The organism is Pseudomonas sp. NPDC096925 (genome assembly GCF_044762545.1).
Lineage (GTDB): Bacteria > Pseudomonadota > Gammaproteobacteria > Pseudomonadales > Pseudomonadaceae > Aquipseudomonas.
Map to the genome: position 1 here is coordinate 205,307 of NZ_JBIWEM010000003.1, position 15,205 is coordinate 220,511.

The window sequence follows — 15,205 nt, forward strand, 5'->3', positions numbered from 1 at the left end:
TTTTTATCTGGGCATCGGTAAACTAGCGAGATGCCGCCACGGCGCCATTGAGGAACAGATTCTCGAGCGTCAATGCAGATGTCGCACTTGCCGCGCGACCGCGGCGTTCGGCATCGACAATTCCGTAGACCAGACTCAGGAACATCTCGGTGAACACCGCAGCACTGATATCGATGCGGAAAAACCCGGCCTGCTGACCACGCAGGAAGTAGTCGTCCAGAGCGTCGGCATAGGCCCGCCAACCCTGGTTGGCTTCACTGCCGTCAAAGGTATCCGGGCGGTACTGGAAGAGCAGGAACACCATCATTTCGCGATGCTTGAGATGCTCGGCGATCAACAGGCGCAATGCCGCCAGCGGTTCACTGTTTTCAAGATCGGCATCGGCGATCACTTGACGCAGAACTTGCTCGCCGTAACCTTCCAGCAAGCTGACCAGATTGTCTCTAGTACCGCAGAAGCGATGCAGGGTCGCCTTGCTGACACCGGCCGTTTCCGCCAACTCTTTCAGCGTGGCTCTGGGGTGGATAACAATTGCTGCGGCGAGTGCCTTGAGCAGACGTTCGTCGGTGGCTGAAAGGTTCATGGAAGATTCTCGGTACCTGAATCTGACCATTGTGCGGCAACAGAATCCAAAATGCATCATTTGAATTCTTTGGGATTCATATGGGGCAGGACGCGGAACTGATAGATTATGGAGCTACAAAGGGCCGTTGGGCAGCGAACAAGAAGCATGAAGTGGAGTCCCCAATAGCTGGCGCACGGGCGGTTGTCCTTAAGGACTTATACATAAGGGGCGGCCTGATGGGGGAGCCTCCATCCTACGCTCACATGCTTTCTACTGACAGCTATCGACCCATAGCGGACAGCGAACCAAAGCTCTGTAGTCAGTGCAGGCCTCATCGCCGGCAAGCCAGCTCCCACAGCAATATCACCAGCCTTCAGGCATGAGCTGTACCTGTGGGAGCCGCGCTTGCCGGCGATGGGCCGCGAAGCGGCCCCGGTTACAGGTGTCCGCTATGGGTCGATTCCGGTCAGTCGCGACCAGCAGCTATCGACCCATAGAGGTCAGCCAATAAATGTTACAAAGCGGGTATCGATACCGAGACACGGTGAGGGCTGCGAGTTGATGAGTACGGCTGCTTCATCTCCATTGTTCAGAAAGCCTTGCTGGCTTATCGGCGGATCATCTGGAGGGAGGGATCGGTCGTGACGTCGAGGGGGGCTCGATACTGCGACTGAGCAGGAGCCTCGGCTTGTCGGATTTAGAGTTTCTTTCGAGACCGGTGACTACCTAGTAGTATTGGTCATGTCACAGCGCGCTCAGTCGTTTGCCCATGAGCAAGCGGGCGTCGCGTAGATCGGCCGGAAGCGGCCCCGAGGTCGCGAGCGATGCACCCTATCCCTTCACTCATGTGGAGGACGAATCATGACCACACCCACTACGAAAGCTCGCGAACCTTGGAATAAGGGCAAACTGGTCGGCCAGAAAGCACCGCTGCGACATAGGGACATTTGGGCTATCAGAGTGCGACTTGAGATCGCAAACAAGGAGCGGGATCTGGCGCTGTTCAACCTCGCCATAGACAGCAAATTGCGAGCCTGCGATTTAACGAAGCTGCGCGTCAGAGACATAGCTCACGGTGATCATGTGTCGACGCGCGCGATCGTGATGCAGCAGAAGACCCAGCGGCCGGTGCAATTCGAAATCACCGCTCAGACAAGAGCATCAGTAGAAGCTTGGATCCGTGCAGCTCGCCGTCGTAACGACGATTTCCTTTTTCCCAGTCGTGCTCGACGTTCAGCTCATATATCCACGAGTCAGTACGCCCGCATTGTGAAAGCCTGGGTAACCACAATTGGTCTCGCCCCGACTCTCTACGGAACCCATACACTTCGTAGAACCAAAGCATCGCTGATCTATCGCAGAACGAAGAACCTGAGAGCAGTGCAGTTGCTTCTCGGCCATACAAAGCTTGAGAGTACCGTTAGGTATTTGGGCATTGAGGTCGATGACGCTCTGGAGATGGCGGAACAGACTGAGGTTTGACGATGTTATCTCTTTTAGCACCGGGATACAGGCCGGAGCCTTTTGAGGGGAGTTACCAGCGGAATCCAAAACTCTTCTATTTGAATACTTGCCTGCACCTGAAGATGCGCCGCTGCTACTAACCAGTTACTGACATTGAAAATCAAAACCCTTGTCCCGCTGGGTCCTTGAAAGGCATCCAGCGGAACAGGGGTAGCAACACTTAACATTTGGTATCAGTAATCCCAGAAGCCTGCAATCCACCGGAAGGTATCACCATCAATGGCTACGCGGCCAACCGAAGGGAAGGGCAGGTGGGTGGCGACGAACAGTTCGCCACTTGCCGCCGCCTCGCGCAGCAGGCGCACGCGCACTTGGACCGATTCTTCCGGGTCGTGCTCGAAGCCGTTGTGCCATTCCGGGTGGTCGAAAGCCACCGGGAACAGCGCGTCGCCGGCGAAGGTCAAGCGCTCGCCGGCGGAAACGACGTAGACGATGCAATGGCCGGGGGTGTGTCCGCCGGTAAGCTTGGCCACCACGCCCGGCGCAACCTGGTGTTCGTCCTCGAAGATGTGCAGCCGGCTTTCGTAATGCGCCATGAATTCATTGGCAGTGCGACGCAGGACATCTGGGACTGGCTGCGGCATTTCGGTCAGGCTGAAGTCCGGGATCTTCCAGAAGTCGACTTCGGTGGCAGTGACGTGGATGCGCACCTCAGGGCTCAGACCGTTCTTCACAGTGTCGGTCAGCAGCCCGCCGATGTGGTCCATGTGCATGTGGGTGATCACGATATCGGTGATCGACGACAGCTCGATGCCGGCATCCTTCAGGCGCTTGGGGAACTGCCCGGCGCGGGGGAAACCGGGGAACTGGTTGCCCAGGCCGGCGTCGACCAGGATGGTCTGCTCACCGCTGCGCACCACCAGCACGTTCAGTGCCCAATCGAACATGTCCGGGCCCAGGTACATCTCCTTGAACCACGCCGCGCGCTCTTCCGGCGTGGCGTTGGTCGACATGGTTTCGGTCGGCAGCGGCAGCACGCCGTCGCTGACCACCAGCACGTCGATCTCGCCCACGCGCAGGGCGTAGCGCGAAGGCACCAGTTCCTGGGCCGGGGTGGTGGCATTGGGCTGGGCGAAGGTATTCAGGTGCATGGTCATGGTGGTTCTCCTGTTGCTTGTTAGGTCGACTCCGTCAGTCGAATGGCACTCCCTCGGGGCCAGGGAGTGCGGGCGGAGCGAATAAAGTGGACAGAGCGATCAGGCCACCGGGATCAACGGGTCGGCGGCGGCCAGCGCGGCGCGGCGATTGGCGGCCGGCGGGTAGATCCAAACGGTATTGATCTGCGTCTTGAGTTCCTTGGCCTCGGCCTTCACCAGCCTCAGCTGGCGGTCCCAGCCTTCGGTGTACACGGCGCCCCAGGCGCCGAGGTCGAGACAGGTGACGTACTTGGGCTGGCGGTACTGGGTCGGGGCGACGCCCAGCAGGTCGGCGGCGGCGTTGTTGCCGGCGTGGCGTCCGAGGCTGATGGCGTGCTGGCAGGACATCGCGGCGAAGTTGCCGATATCGTCGGTGGCGGCGTAGGCGACGTCACCGGCGGCGAAGACGTTCTGCAGTCCACGTACCTTGAGGTTGCCGTCCACGTGCAGGCGGCCCTGACCATCACGTTGGGCTGTCAGCTGTTCGGTCAGCGGGCTGGCGCGGAAACCCACCGTCCAGATCACCGTGTGGCTCTCGATGTGGCGGCCGTCGGCGAGCGTCACGCCGTTGGCGTCCACGGCGGCGACCGTGGCGCCGGTGATCCATTCGATGCCCAGGCTGTCGGAGGCCTCGATGATCGATGGGCGGATGCCTTCGCCCATCACTGCGCCGATGCGCTCGCCGCGATCGACGATGACCACGCGGACATCCTGATCTTCACCCAGTATCGCACGCAGGCGTGCCGGCATTTCGGTGCCGGTCTCGATACCGGTGAAGCCGCCGCCGGCGATCACCACGGTGTTGCGTGCGCGACCGGCCGGCTGGTTGCGCAGCGACACTAGGTGGCTTTCCAGATGCGCCGCCGATTCGATCTGGTCGACGTCGAAGGCATGCTCGTTCAGGCCCGGTACCGGCGGGCGGGACAGCTGGCTGCCGCTGGCCAGCACCAGACGGTCGTAGCTCAGCTCGCCAGCGCGGCCGGTTTCGTCGCGGTAGCCGACCTTGCGGGACTGCTCGTCGATGCTCTCGGCGGTGCCCCTGACGAAGCGCACGCCCACGGCCTCGAACAGCTCGGTCAGCGGAGCGAACATGCTATGCACATCGGGTTCGTAGAAGCGCGGGCGGATGCGCAGTTCGGGCTGCGGCGCCAGCAGGGTGATTTCCACATCGTTGCGGCCGTGCATGTCCAGCAGGCGGGCGGCGCTCAGTGCGCTCCACAGTCCACCGAAGCCCGCGCCAATAACCAGAAGTTGTTGTTTCATCATGTGCTCCTGACTCGAATGGATGAATTTCCTTGAAGTCACTGCTTCAAGTTCGGCGTGACGCTGACGGGGAGTTGAAAACCTTGGTTTGCGTTGTTCCGTCTGCCGTCATCCGCTGTGAGTCCATGCTAGGGAGGAGAACTTCCTGGCGCACTTCTACATCGGTGTGCGGGAATTACGCATGTGTTGAAGAGAACTATACGAAGGTATCGACGGGAGCCGTGGGAAGTATTTTCAGTGCAGTGCAGTGATCAGGACATGAATAGCTTGCGGGGATTTTCGCATTCAGGGTTTCAGCAGCAGGGCAGTCTCGATGCAGGCCAGCAACTGTTCCGCTTCGAACGGCTTGGGCAGGCAGGCGATAACGCCGGGCATGTCCGTGGTGATGCGTGGCCGCTCGCCGGGGTAGGCGGTCATGAAGATCACCGGAAGGTCCAGGCCACGGTTGCGCAGCGCTTCATAGAGCTCCACGCCGCACATGCCCGGCATCTGGATATCGGAGATCAGGCAGCTGGCCAGTTCCGGGCCGTCGGAGCCGAGGAACTCGCGCGCCCCGCCGTAGGTACGCGCCAGGTAGCCGGTAGCGCGCAGCAGGCCTTCCAGCGCGGTGCGAAGGGATTCATCGTCGTCGACTACTGCAATGACAGCCTTGATGCCCATTTGCGTCTTTTGCATCCTCTGGAGCGCTCGTGGCGGCGCCTGCCGTACTTGCAAGATACGCCGTCGAATAAGTCGGAGAAGTATACCTAGGTATAGTCGGGCAACACCTGGGTATGGATATTCCGGCTGGCCGTCTGATGTGAGTGATATTCGCGGCAGGAAGTAGAGCGGAACAATACCCAGGTATTAGTTCGGATAACCAACGGGTGGCGATATTGCACCCATGTACAACTGACTCAGCGGTTACGCCTGAATAATCTGCAATCACATCGCAAGCCTGGCGAAGTGAACGGGCCCAGCGAAAGGCAGTTCGAATACAACTTTCACCAGGCGGGCGAAACCATGAACAGCAATGACCTGCGACATGCCGACATCAACTTGCTGGTTGTCTTCGAAACCATGATGCGCGAGCGCAACGTGACCCGGGCGGGCGAACGCCTGTTCCTCTGCCAGCCCACCGTCAGCAGTGCGCTGAACCGCTTGCGGACGATGTTCGACGACCCGCTGTTCATCCGCACCGGGGCGGGCGATGGAGCCCACCGCGCGGGCCGAGGAAATCCACCTGCGCCTGGGACCAGCCCTGGAAGGCATCGCCCTGGCCCTGAGCTGCGCAAGGAAATTTGACCCGCGCACCAGCGAGGAGACTTTCCACGTCGGCCTATGCGACGAAGTCGAATACGCGCTGCTGCCGCGGCTGATGCAGCAGCTGCGCACAGAAGCGCCGAACATCACCCTGGTGGTCCGCCGGGTGGACTCCTGGCAACTGCCGCAATTGCTGGTCGCCGGGGACATCTCCCTGGGCATCGGCCAGGCGCAGGAGTTGCCGGCCAGCGCCCACTGCCGCAGCCTGCGCCCGGTGCAGCCGATGTTGCTGCGCGCGGATTCGGCTGCGGGGCCAATGAGCCTCGATGAATTCTGCCGGCGGCCCCATGTGGCGGTGTCCGCGCTGGGCAAGGTGACCGACGACGTCGACCGCGCGCTGGCGCGCCATGACCGACAGCGCCGGGTGGTACTGGCGGTGCCGAAGTTCAGCGCTTTGCCGGCGCTGCTGGCCGGCAGCGACATGCTCGCCATTGTGCCCGACTACGTGGCCCAGGCGATGGCGCGGATGGAAAGCCTGCGTGCCGAGTACGCGCCGCTGCCGCTGTCGAGCCCGGACCTTTCCATGGCCTGGCGCGGCACCAGCCATGCCGACCCGCGCGGACGCTGGCTGCGTGGCTGCTTTACCCGCCATCTGGAGCTGCAGCCGGAGCGTTCGCTGGCGCTGGCCGTGGCCTGAGCGAGGCTCAGCGGCTGAAGCGGCTGCGGTAGTCGCGCGGGGAGATCGACAGGTGCCGCTGGAAGGTGCTGCGGAGCCGTTCCTCGTCGGCGAAACCGCAGGCGCGGGCGACCTGCTCGATGTTGCGCGAGGAGTTCTCCAGCAGGCGTTTCGCCGCTTCCAAGCGGAACAGTTCGATGGCCTTGGACGGTGTGCGCCCGGTGCGTTCCTTGTACACGCGGGAGAAATTGCGCAGGCTCATTTTCGCCTGCTCGGCGAGGCGTTCCACGGTCAATCCCGGATCCCCCAGATTCTCCGCCAGCCACAGGTGCAAGTCGTCGAAGGCCGGGCTGTCCTGGGTCTGCAATTGCAGCAGAGTGCTGTACTGCGCCTGCCCGCCGGGGCGCTTGAGGTAGACCACCAGCTCGCGCGCCGCCTGCATGCTGACATCGCGGCCGCAGTCGGCTTCCACCAGCGCCAGTGCCAGATCGATGCCGGCAGTGACCCCTGCCGAAGTCCAGACCGCGCCCTGCTGGATGAAGATCGCGTCGGCGTCCACCTCCAGAGCCGGGAAGCGCTGTTGCAGGGTGTCGCACAGAGCCCAGTGGGTCGCGGCGCGGCAGCCGTCGAGCAGCCCGGCCTTGGCCAGCAGGAAGGCGCCGCTGCACACGGAGGCCACCCGGCGCACTTTGGACCCCGCGTGGCTCAGCCAGGCCGCCAGTTCGCCGTGGCTGTCGAGGGTTTCGCCGATGTCCGGGGCGCCCGGGACGACCAGGGTGTCGACCTCGGCGAGGTCGAGTGCAGCCAGCACGCTGCTATCCACCGACAGTCCTTCGACGGTGCTCACCAGTCCGCCGCGCAGGCTCGCCGTCAGCAGCCGGTAGCCGGGCAGGCCGCGCTGGGCCAGGGCCTTGCTGGCGGCCCAGAACACGGTCTGTGCGCCGCTCAGGTCGAGCAGGCCCATCTGCGGGTAGGCGACGAAGGCGACGGTGATCGGCGTCGTTGCCGGGAGCGGGTAAGGGGGCGCAAAGGTGCTTGCCATTGGGGGTCTGCCTGTTCGGGTGGCCGGTCGGAGGTTGGCCGAGGGTGTGGCCGATATTCAGGGGTTTCTGGCCTGGCGGCGCTTCGCTTCGCCAGGCTAGCCTTGCGCGCAGCAGCGTTATGGCGTGCTACATGGCGCGCGTTATGGCCAATATCCCGAAGGTATCGCTCCGGCCCCATGACCATTGGGCTGGCACTTTGCCGCGGACCCCATCATGGACTAAATTTTTTGATCTGCACACCGCGAGTATCGCGGTCCCCCATGGAGGCAAGATGAGCTCGTCATCGCATTCCAATCCCCCGCAAGGCCCGAAGGAGCCGGTGGTCTATGTGGTCGATGACGACGAGTCCATGCGTTTCGCCCTCGATGGCCTGCTGCGCTCGATCGGCTTGCAGGTGCAGACCTTCGATTCGACCCAGGCCTTTCTGTCCTTTGCCCGGCGTGACGTCCCCAGCTGCCTGGTGCTCGACGTGCGCCTGCGCGGCGAGAGCGGCCTGGCGTTCCAGGAGCAGATGGAGAAGAGCGGGGTGCGCATGCCCATCGTGTTCATGACCGGCCACGGCGATATCGCGATGACGGTCAAGGCCATGAAGGCAGGCGCGGTGGACTTCCTCGCCAAGCCCTTTCGCGACCAGGACATGCTCGACGCAGTGGCCAGCGCCCTGGCCCGCGACGCTGAGCGGTTGCAGGTCGAACAGTCCGGCGCGGCGCTGCGCCAGGCCTTCGAGGCGCTGACCCTGCGTGAGCGCGAAGTGCTGCGCTACGTCGTCGCGGGGTTGATGAACAAGCAGATCGCCGCCGAGCTCAACCTCAGCGAAGTGACCGTCAAGGTTCACCGTGGCCAGGTGATGAAGAAGCTGGCCGCCCGCTCGGTCGCCGATCTGGTGCGCATGGCCGAGGCCCTGGGCGTCGAGCCGTTGCAGCGGACGACCTGAGCGCCGCCACGCGTATCGCATAACAGTCGCTGACCACCACTGGGGGGCAGCCGAAAACCCTTCAGAGGTTGCCGAGCCGATGGCCAGCAAACAGAAGATCCTGTGGGACGACGGCGAGCGGGTATTGTGCCGCGCCCGTCCATCCGGTGACGACGGCGCCAGCGTGCTGCTGGTGCGCCCGGCCGCTGAACATCCGTTGCCCGCCACGCTGGAACGGCTGGCCCACGAGTACAGCCTGCGCGACGAACTGCACAGCGCCTGGGCACTGCGCCCGCAGGCGCTGCACCGTAAAGGCGGCAAGACCCGCCTGCTGCTGGATGACCCCGGCGGCGAGCCGCTGTCCCGTGTGCTGCGCCAGCCGCTGGACATCGCAAGCTGCCTGCGCCTGGCCGTGGACATCGCCGTGGCGCTGCGCCATTTACACCAGCGCGGCCTGGTGCACAAAGACCTCAAGCCCAATCACATCCAGGTCAATTGCACCGATGGCCAGGCCCGCCTGACCGGCTTCGGCCTGGCCTCGCGGTTGCCGCGCGAGCGCCAGGCGCCCGAACCGCCGGAGACCATTGCCGGTACCCTGGCCTACATGGCGCCGGAACAGACCGGGCGGATGAACCGCTCCGTCGACTCGCGCAGCGACCTCTATGCCTTTGGCGTGGTCCTCTACCAGATGCTCACCGGCACGCTGCCGTTTACCGCCAGCGACCCGATGGAATGGGTCCACTGCCACATCGCGCGCAAGCCGACGCCGCCCGGCGAACGGGTTGCCGGCGTGCCACCGATGCTCTCGCAACTCGTCCTCAAGCTGCTGGCCAAGACCGCCGAGGAGCGCTATCAGAGCGCCGCCGGTGTCGAGCACGACCTGCGCCGTTGCCTTGACGACTGGCAGCGGAGCGGGCGCATCGAAGCCTTCAGCCTGGACGAACAGGGCACGCCCGATCGCCTGCTGGTGCCCGAGAAACTCTACGGTCGCGAGCGGGAAGTGGAGGTGCTGGTCGAGGCCTTCGCGCGCATCGTCGCCAGCAGCACGCCGGAGCTGGTGCTGGTGTCGGGCTATTCTGGTATCGGCAAGTCCTCGGTGGTCAACGAGCTGCACAAGGTGCTGGTCCCGCCGCGCGGGCTGTTCGCTTCCGGCAAGTTCGACCAATACAAGCGCGACATTCCCTACTCGACACTGGTGCAGGCCTTCCAGGGGCTGGTGCGCACGTTGCTGGGCAAGAGCGGTGACGTGCTGGAGGGCTGGCGCAACGACCTGTTGCAGGCGCTGGAGCCCAATGCCCGGCTGATCACCGACCTGATTCCCGAGCTGCGGCTGATCATCGGCGACCAGCCGCCGGTGCCCGATCTTGAGCCGCAACAGGCGCAGCGCCGCTTCCTGTTGGTGTTCCGCCGTTTCATCGGCGTGTTCGCCCGCGCCGATCACCCGCTGGCGCTGTTCCTCGACGACCTGCAGTGGCTGGATGCGGCGACTCTCGACCTGCTCGAAGACCTGCTCACCCATTCGGAGCTGCGCCACCTGATGCTGGTGGGCGCGTACCGTGACAACGAGGTGGATGCCAGCCATCCGCTGACTCGCAAGCTACAAGCCATCCGCAAGGCCGGCGTGCGCATCGACGAGATACGTCTGGCGCCGCTGGCCCGCGCGCACATCGAGCAACTGATCGCTGAGGCCCTGCGCTGTCCGCCGCCGAGCATCGTCGCGCTGGCCCGGCTGGTGCAGGACAAGACCGCCGGCAACCCGTTCTTCGTCATCCAGTTCCTCCAGGCACTGGCCGAGGAAGAGCTGCTGACCTACGACTACGAGGCGCGGCGCTGGCGCTGGGAGCCGGAGCGCATCCACGCCAAGGGGTTTACCGACAACGTCGTCGACCTGATGGTTTGCAAGCTTGCGCGCCTGCCGCTGGAAACCCGCCAGGCGCTGCAGCAGCTGGCCTGCCTGGGCAACACCGCGCAGATCGATACCCTGGCGAGCGTGCTCGACCTGCCGCCGGCGAAGGTGCATTCGATACTCTGGTCGGCTGTGCGCCAGGAACTGGTGGAGCGCCTGGAAGGCGCCTGCGCTTTCGTCCATGACCGCATCCACGAGGCAGCGTATTCGCTGATCGCCGAAACCGCCCGTACCGAGGCGCACCTGCGCATCGGTCGCCTGCTGGCCGAGCAGACGCCGGCGGAACGCCGCGAAGAAGCGATCTTCGAGATCGTCGGTCAGCTCAACCGCGGCGCCCGGCTGATCGAGGCCCGCGCCGAGCGCGAGCAACTGGCCGAGTACAACCTGCTGGCCGGGCAGCGCGCCAAGGCTTCAAGCGCCTACACCTCGGCCTTGGCCTACCTACGAGCCGGCATGCAACTGCTCGACGGCGATTGCTGGGAACGCCGTCACGACCTGGGCTTTGCCCTGGAACTCAACTGTGCCGAATGCGAATTCCTCACGGGCCAGCTGGCGCAGGCCGACGAGCGCCTCACCGCGCTGACGCCACGCGCCACCACCACGGTGGAGCAGGCGGCGGTGGCCTGCCTGCAGATGGACGTGTGCCTGTTGCAGGACCGCAGCGACAGGGCGGTCGCCGTATGCCTGGCCTACCTGGACGCAGTCGGCATCCACTGGTCGGCGCACCCGGACGACGAGCAGGTGCGCGAGGAATACCAGCAGATCTGGACGCAGTTGGGCGAGCGCAGGATCGAGCAACTGATCGACCTTCCGCTGATGGAGGACGCCGCCTCCCTGGCGACTCTCGATGCCCTCGGCAAACTGTTCGCCCCGGCGCTGCAGAGCGACGCCAACCTGGCTAGCCTGACCATCTGCAAGGCCGTCAGCCTGAGTCTGGAGCGGGGCAACTGCGATGCCTCCTGCATGCTTTATGCGAACGTAGGAAGGATTGCCGGCCGCCGCTTCGGTGACTACGAAGCCGGCTACCGCTTCGGTCGCCTGGGCTGCGACCTGGTCGACCGGCGCGGGCTTAATCGTCATGAGGCTCGCACCTACCTGTGCTTCTCGATGTTCGTGGCGCGCTGGATGCGCCCGGTGCGCGAGTGCCGGAAACTGCTGCGCCGGGCTTTCGTCGCGGCCAACCGCGTCGGCGATCTGGCTTACGCCGCCTATGCCGGTAACGGCCATATCGCTGATGTGCTGTTCCTCGGCGAGCCGCTGGCGCAGGTGCACGAAGAGGCCGAGCAGGGACTGGCTTATGCGCAGAAGGTGCGCTTCGGCCTGGTGGTGGACTTCATCAGCACGCAGCTGGCGCTGATCCGTACGCTGCGCGGGCAGACCCCGACCTTTGGCTGTTTCGACGATGAGCTGTTCGACGAGGCGCGTTTCGAGGCGCACCTGGACAGCACGCCGGGCCTGGCGCTGGCAGCGGCCAAGTACTGGATACGCAAGCTACAGGCCCGCTGCATGGCGGGCGATCACGCGGCGGCCATGCACTGTGTGGCGCGGGCGAAGGCGCTGCTGTGGGTGGTGGAGAGCTTTACTGAGGAGTCCGAATACCACTTCCATGCGGCGCTGACGCTGGCTGCCACTTTCGATTCCGTGGCTGTCGATGAGCAATCTGAGCGCCTGCGAGAGCTGGCCGTGCATCACGCGCAATTGCAGGAGTGGGCACGGCAGTGCGGCGAATCGTTCGCCTGCCGGGTTGCTCTGGTGGGCGCGGAAATCGCTCGGGCCGAAGGGCGTTTGGTCGACGCAGAGTTGCTTTACGAAGAGGCCATCCGCCAGGCGCAGGACAACGGCTTCGCGCAGGTCGAGGCGCTGGCCAACGAGCTGGCGGGGCGCTTCTACAGCGCGCGCGGCCTGGCCAAGATCGCCCGCGTCTACCTGCAGGACGCGCGATACGGCTACCTGCGCTGGGGCGCCGATGGCAAGGTGCGTCAGCTGGAAGGGAAACATCGCTACCTGCGCAACGAGGAGCCCGCGCCCGGCCCGACCGCGACCATCGCCACCCCGGTGGAGCACCTGGACCTGGCCACCGTGCTCAAGGTATCCCAGGCAGCCTCGGGCGAGATCGTCCTGGAGAAGCTGATCGACATGGTGATGCGCACCGCCATCGAGCAGGCCGGCGCCGAGCGTGGCGTGCTAGTTCTTGCCGAGGCGGGCGAGCCACGCATAGCGGCGCTGGCGACTGTCGGCGACGACGCGATGCAGTTGTGCAACGAACCGATCCGCGCGGCGGCGCTGGCCGAGACGGTGCTCTACCAGGTGCTGCGCACTGGCGAGAGCCTGTGCCTGGACGACGCCATGGCCGAGCCGGGCCTCACTACCGACCCCTATGTCCGGCAGCACCGCGCGCGTTCGATCCTCTGCATGCCGCTGATGAACCAGGGCAAGCTCACCGGCGCGCTGTACCTGGAGAACAACCTCTCGGCGTGCGTGTTCAGCCCTGCGCGGATCGCCGTGCTGCGACTGCTGGCCTCGCAGGCGGCGATCTCGCTGGAGAACGCGCGCCTTTATCGCGACGCCGCGGAACGCGAAGCGAGGATTCGCCGGCTGGTGGACGCCAACATCATCGGCATCATCGTCTGGAATGCGGGCGGCGAGATAGCAGAAGCCAACGACGCTTTCCTGCGCATGGTCGGCTACGAGCGTGATGAGCTGCTTTCCGGCCGCGTGCGCTGGCACGACCTGACACCGCCGGAGTCCTTCGCGCTGAGTCAAGCGCACCTCGCCACGGCTATCCGGACCGGGCATGCACAGCCCTTCGAGAAGGAGTACATCCGCAAGGACGGCAGCCGCGTTTCGGTGATCGTCGGCCTGGCGGCCTTCGAGGCCAGCCAGCAGGAGGGGGTGGCCTTCGTGCTCGATCTCACCGAGCGCAAGCAGGCCGAGGAGCGCGTGCGCGAGGGCGAACGTCGCTATCGCGAGGTGCAGAACGAACTGGCCCACGCCAACCGCGTGGCGACCATGGGACAACTGGCAGCGTCCATCGCCCACGAGGTGAACCAGCCGATCGCCGCCACCGTGACCAACGCCAATGCCGCCCTGCGCTGGCTGGGGGCACAGCCGCCGGAGCTGGATGAAGTCAGCCAGGTGCTGGGGCGCATCATCAAGGACGCCAACCGCGCCGCCGAGGTGCTGGGGCGCATCCGCCAGCTGATCCGCAAGACACCGCCGCAGAAACAGCCCGTGGACGTCAGCGCGGCGCTGCGCGAGATGGTCGACTTCACCCGCGGCGAGGCGGCCAAGTGCGGCGCCGTGGTTCGCGTCGAACTTGCCGACGGCCTGCCGGAAGTGGAGGGTGACCGGGTAGAGTTGCAGCAGGTGATGCTCAACCTAATCGTCAATGCCCTGGAAGCCATGAGCGGTGTGCCCGCTGGCGAGCGCCACCTGCTGGTCTGTTCCGAGTCCGACGCGGGTGGCGTGCGGGTGAGGGTGTGCGATAACGGCCCGGGGTTCGCCGAGAACAACGCCGACCTGATCTTCGCGCCGTTCTATACCACCAAGGCCACCGGCATGGGCATGGGGCTGTCGATCTGCCGCTCGATCATCGACAGCCATGGCGGCCATCTCTGGGCCAGCGCCAACCAGCCCCGTGGCGCGGCGGTGCAGTTCACCCTGCCGGCGCATCCCGCAACGGCCGACTGAAAAAGCGAAAGGGCGCTTGACCTTGACACTAGCGTCAAGCCCCCAGAGTGCTCCCCATTGGAGGTCAACATGCAAATCGGAGAGCTGGCCTTACGCGCCGGCGTCAGTACACGCGCGCTTCGCCACTACGAGTCGAAGCAGCTGATCGAGTCGGCGCGGTTGGACAATGGCTATCGCGACTACGCCGCGTCCATGGTGCAACGCGTGCTCTGGGTGCGCGAGCTGCTCGAGTGCGGCTTCAGCACCCGGCAGATTCACGGCCTGCTGCAGTACCTGGAGGAAGAAGAGGACAGCGAAGGCTTCCTCGCCTGCCTGCAGCAGCATCTGGAAAAACTGGTGGCCCTGGACGCGCTGCAGGCCCAGCTGGCCGAGCGCCGCGAACGCCTGGCGGAAAAGATCGAGCGCTATCTGCCCCTGCGACAGGACCTGCTGCGTGCTCCCGATTTGCGGCCTCCCAAACGAGCGGATTCACAAGCCACGTTGGAGATATGATGAGAAAGCTAAGCAACAAGGTCGCCCTGGTCACGGGCGGCAACAGCGGTATCGGCCTGGCCACCGCGCAACGATTCGCCGAGGAAGGCGCCGAGGTGGTCATCACCGGGCGCCGTCGGCAAGTGGTGGAGGAGGCCGTCGGGCTCATCGGTGAAAACGCCGTGGGCATCTGCGCCGACGCCAGCCGGCTGGATGACCTGGATGACCTGTACAAGCAGATCGGAGAGCGCTTCGGCCGCCTCGATGTGCTGGTCGCCAACGCTGGCGTCATCCGGCCGGCTCCGGGCGATCAGGTCGATGAAGAGCAGTTCGATGAACAGTTCGATATCAACGTCAAAGGCGTCTTCTACACCATCCAGAAAGCGCTGCCGCTGCTGCGTGACGGCGGCTCCATCGTGCTGGTGTCGTCCATCGCCCACCTGAAGGCGCTGGAGGCCCACGTTATCTACGCGGCGACCAAGGCGGCGGTGCGCTCCTTTGCCCGCAGCTGGGCAGCGGAGCTCAAGGGCCGTAACATCCGCGTCAACTGCCTGAGCCCCGGCCCGGTGCGGACGCCGATCATCGGCAAGATGGGCATCGGCGAGGCGCAGTTCAGTGAGTTCGAAAAGCAACTGGCGGGGCTGATTCCGCTGGGTCGGCTCGGTCGCCCGGAAGAGCTGGCGAACTCTGCGCTGTTCCTCGCTTCGGACGACAGCAGCTTCATCACCGGCGTCGACCTGTGCGTCGATGGCGGGCTGTCGCAGCTCTGAATGGAA

General features: G+C 64.5%; 10 protein-coding genes and 1 pseudogene. 6 read left to right on the forward strand and 5 right to left on the reverse strand.

Annotated features, from left to right (window positions below; translation table 11 throughout):
• Positions 1-22: 22 nt before the first annotated feature.
• A complete protein-coding gene (locus tag ACIQYU_RS11430; protein WP_085588681.1) occupies positions 23-583 on the reverse strand; it encodes a TetR/AcrR family transcriptional regulator in 561 nt (186 codons plus the stop codon).
• Positions 584-1,426: 843 nt separating this feature from the next.
• Between ACIQYU_RS11430 and ACIQYU_RS11435 the strand changes: the two genes are divergently transcribed.
• Positions 1,427-2,047 carry a tyrosine-type recombinase/integrase gene (locus ACIQYU_RS11435; RefSeq protein ID WP_402799821.1) on the forward strand — a complete coding sequence of 207 codons (621 nt, stop codon included), beginning with the start codon at positions 1,427-1,429 and terminating at the stop codon, positions 2,045-2,047.
• Between the two features lie 215 nt (positions 2,048-2,262).
• Here the strand turns inward: ACIQYU_RS11435 and ACIQYU_RS11440 are convergent, their stop codons facing one another.
• The 3 genes from ACIQYU_RS11440 to ACIQYU_RS11450 form a co-directional block, all read right to left on the reverse strand.
• Entirely contained in the window at positions 2,263-3,186 is a 924-nt protein-coding gene (locus ACIQYU_RS11440) for an MBL fold metallo-hydrolase (protein WP_402799824.1), read from the reverse strand.
• A gap of 99 nt (positions 3,187-3,285) precedes the next feature.
• Positions 3,286-4,488 (reverse strand): NAD(P)/FAD-dependent oxidoreductase, encoded by a 1,203-nt coding sequence (locus ACIQYU_RS11445; protein ID WP_402799826.1) that lies wholly within the window; start codon positions 4,486-4,488, stop codon positions 3,286-3,288.
• A 285-nt stretch (positions 4,489-4,773) separates the two neighbouring features.
• Positions 4,774-5,163 (reverse strand): response regulator transcription factor, encoded by a 390-nt coding sequence (locus tag ACIQYU_RS11450; RefSeq protein WP_402799829.1) that lies wholly within the window; start codon positions 5,161-5,163, stop codon positions 4,774-4,776.
• 327 nt (positions 5,164-5,490) lie between these two features.
• On the opposite strand from ACIQYU_RS11450, the pseudogene ACIQYU_RS11455 reads away from it, so the two are divergent.
• Positions 5,491-6,427: pseudogene (locus ACIQYU_RS11455) on the forward strand (LysR family transcriptional regulator).
• Between the two features lie 7 nt (positions 6,428-6,434).
• On the opposite strand, the gene ACIQYU_RS11460 reads toward ACIQYU_RS11455, so the two are convergent.
• The gene (locus ACIQYU_RS11460) at positions 6,435-7,448 is read right to left on the reverse strand and encodes a GlxA family transcriptional regulator (RefSeq protein ID WP_196187875.1); all 1,014 of its coding nucleotides are present in this window, start codon (positions 7,446-7,448) and stop codon (positions 6,435-6,437) included.
• 272 nt (positions 7,449-7,720) lie between these two features.
• Here ACIQYU_RS11460 and ACIQYU_RS11465 point away from each other — a divergent pair, with 272 nt between their 5' ends.
• The 4 genes from ACIQYU_RS11465 to ACIQYU_RS11480 all read left to right on the forward strand — a co-directional run bounded on the left by ACIQYU_RS11465 (position 7,721) and on the right by ACIQYU_RS11480 (position 15,199).
• Positions 7,721-8,383 (forward strand): response regulator transcription factor, encoded by a 663-nt coding sequence (locus tag ACIQYU_RS11465; RefSeq protein ID WP_402799834.1) that lies wholly within the window; start codon positions 7,721-7,723, stop codon positions 8,381-8,383.
• A 79-nt stretch (positions 8,384-8,462) separates the two neighbouring features.
• The gene (locus ACIQYU_RS11470) at positions 8,463-13,958 is read left to right on the forward strand and encodes an AAA family ATPase (RefSeq protein WP_402799836.1); all 5,496 of its coding nucleotides are present in this window, start codon (positions 8,463-8,465) and stop codon (positions 13,956-13,958) included.
• 69 nt (positions 13,959-14,027) lie between these two features.
• A complete protein-coding gene (locus tag ACIQYU_RS11475) occupies positions 14,028-14,450 on the forward strand; it encodes a MerR family transcriptional regulator (protein ID WP_402799839.1) in 423 nt (140 codons plus the stop codon).
• Complete coding sequence (locus ACIQYU_RS11480) at positions 14,450-15,199, forward strand: SDR family NAD(P)-dependent oxidoreductase (RefSeq protein ID WP_402799842.1); 750 nt, start codon at positions 14,450-14,452, stop codon at positions 15,197-15,199. Before ACIQYU_RS11475 ends, ACIQYU_RS11480 begins: the two co-directional genes overlap by 1 nt.
• Positions 15,200-15,205 lie beyond the last annotated feature (6 nt).